Origin of the sequence: Micromonospora sp. NPDC002296 (assembly GCF_040296145.1) — a bacterium.
In the GTDB taxonomy this organism is placed as follows: domain Bacteria; phylum Actinomycetota; class Actinomycetes; order Mycobacteriales; family Micromonosporaceae; genus Micromonospora.
On the sequence record NZ_JBEOWQ010000117.1, the window covers coordinates 1 to 2,428 of the forward strand.

At 75.2% G+C, this 2,428-nt stretch carries 1 protein-coding gene; it reads left to right on the plus strand.

The window, feature by feature from the left end; genetic code table 11:
- The coding region (locus ABT023_RS28945) for an SDR family NAD(P)-dependent oxidoreductase (protein ID WP_350889859.1) at positions 1-2,428 on the plus strand (2,428 nt) is incomplete at both ends.

Here is a 2,428-nt window from a genome sequence, read left to right on the forward strand (position 1 = left end):
GGGTGGATGTGGTGCTCGATGCCCTGGCGGGTGAGTTCGTCGACGCGTCGTTGCGGTTGTTGCCGCGTGGTGGCCGGTTCGTCGAGATGGGCAAGACCGACATCCGCGACCCCCGTCAGGTCGCCGAGCGCCACCCCGGCGTGACCTACCGGGCGTTCGACCTCAACGAGGCCGGGCACGCCCGGATCAGTGAGATGCTGACCGAGTTGCTGGCGCTGTTCGAGCAGGGCGTGTTGCGTCCGCTGCCGGTAAGGGTGTGGGACGTGCAGCACGCCCGGCGGGCGCTGCGGCACATGAGTCAGGCCCGGCACGTGGGCAAGGTGGTGCTGCGCATCCCCGCCCCGATCGACCCGGACGGCACCACGCTGATCACCGGCGCCGGCGGCGCCCTGGCCGGGGTGTTCGCCCGGCACCTCGTGACCACCGGCCAGTCCCGGCACCTGCTGCTCGCCTCCCGTCGCGGCCCCGAGGCCTACCGTGACCTGGTGGCGGAGCTGACCCGCCACGGCGCCCACGTCACCACCGTCACCGCCGACGTCGCCGACCCCGACCAGGTCGCCGGCCTGTTGGCGCAGGTGGACCCGGCGCACCCGCTGACCGCCGTGGTGCACACCGCCGGCGTGATCGCCGACGCCACCATCGGCTCCCTCGACGAGTCCGCCCTCGACGCGGTGCTGACCCCGAAGGTCGACGCCGGCTGGGCGCTGCACCGGGCCACCCGCGACGCCGACCTGGCCACCTTCGCGGTGTTCTCCTCGGTGGCGGCCACCCTCGGCTCGCCCGGGCAGGGCAACTACGCGGCGGCGAACGGGTTCCTCGACGTCCTCGCCCGCCTCCGCCAGCAGCAGGGGCTGCCCGCCACGAGTCTCGCCTGGGGACTGTGGGACACCGCCAGCGCGATGACCGCCCACCTCGGCGGCAACGCCCACCGCCGGGCGATCCGGGCCACCAGCGCCCCGCTGACCGAGGCCGAGGGCACCGCCCTGTTCGACCTGGCCCGGCAGTACGGCGGCGTGCACCTCGTACTCATGAACCTGCCGCCGGCCACGGCCCGGCCGGCGGCCGGCGCGGTGCCCGGCATGCTGCGCGAGCTGGTCCGCCCCACCGGCCCCGTCCGGCGGACCGCCGGGCAGGGACTTGCCGACACCGCCTCGGAACGCGGGCGGCTGGCCACGCTCAGCTCCGCGCAGCGGCGCAGCCACCTGCTCGACCTGGTCGCCGCGAGCGTGGCCGCCGTGCTGGGGCACCGCTCCGCCGACCGCGTCGACGCCCAGCGGGGTTTCAAGGAGTTGGGCTTCGACTCGCTGACCTCGGTGGAACTGCGCAACCGGCTGGCCACCGCCACCGGGCTGCGGCTGCCCGCCACCGTGGCGTTCGACTACCCCACCCCGGTCGTCCTCGCCGAATTCCTCGACCGGGAACTCGGCGGCGTCGAGGCGCCCGCCGCCGGCAAGGCGGCCGGCGCGGCCACCGCCCTCGACGAGCCCATCGCGATCATCGGCATGGCCTGCCGGTTCCCCGGCGACGTGCAGACCCCCGAGCAGCTCTGGGACCTGGTCACGGCCGGGGCCGACGTCATCGCGCCGTTCCCCACCGACCGCGGCTGGGACCCGGACGACCTGCGGGCCGGCGACGACGGCAACGGCCCCCGCCAGGGCGGCTTCCTGCACGACGCGGCCGAGTTCGACGCCGGCTTCTTCGGGATCTCCCCCCGGGAGGCGCTGGCCATGGACCCGCAGCAGCGGCTGCTGCTGGAGACCTCCTGGGAGGCCTTCGAGCGGGCGGGCATCGACCCCCACACGGCCCGGGGCAGCAGCACCGGCGTCTACGTCGGGCTCATCTACCACGACTACGCGTCCCAGGCCGCCGACACCACCGACGAGCTGGACGGCTACGTCGGCAACGGCAGCGCCGGCAGCGTCGCGTCGGGCCGGATCTCGTACCTGTTCGGCCTGGAGGGCCCAGCCGTCACCGTCGACACCGCCTGCTCCTCCTCGCTGGTCGCCCTGCACCTGGCCACCCAGGCGCTGCGCCAGGACGAGTGCCGGCTCGCGCTCGCCGGCGGCGTCAGCGTGATGTCCACCCCCGGCATGCTCACCGAGTTCTCCCGGCAGCGCGGCCTCTCGCCCGACGGCCGGTGCAAGGCCTTCGGCGCGGGCGCCGACGGCACCGGCTTCGCCGAGGGCATCGGCATGCTGCTGCTGGAACGCCTCTCCGACGCACAGCGCAACGGGCACCGCGTCCTCGCCGTGGTCCGGGGCAGCGCGGTCAACCAGGACGGCGCGAGCAGCGGCCTGACCGCCCCGAACGGCCCCGCCCAGCAGCGGGTGATCCGGCAGGCCCTGGCCAACGCCCGCCTCACGGCGGCGGACGTGGACGCCGTCGAGGCGCACGGCACCGGCACCCCCCTCGGCGACCCGATCGAGGC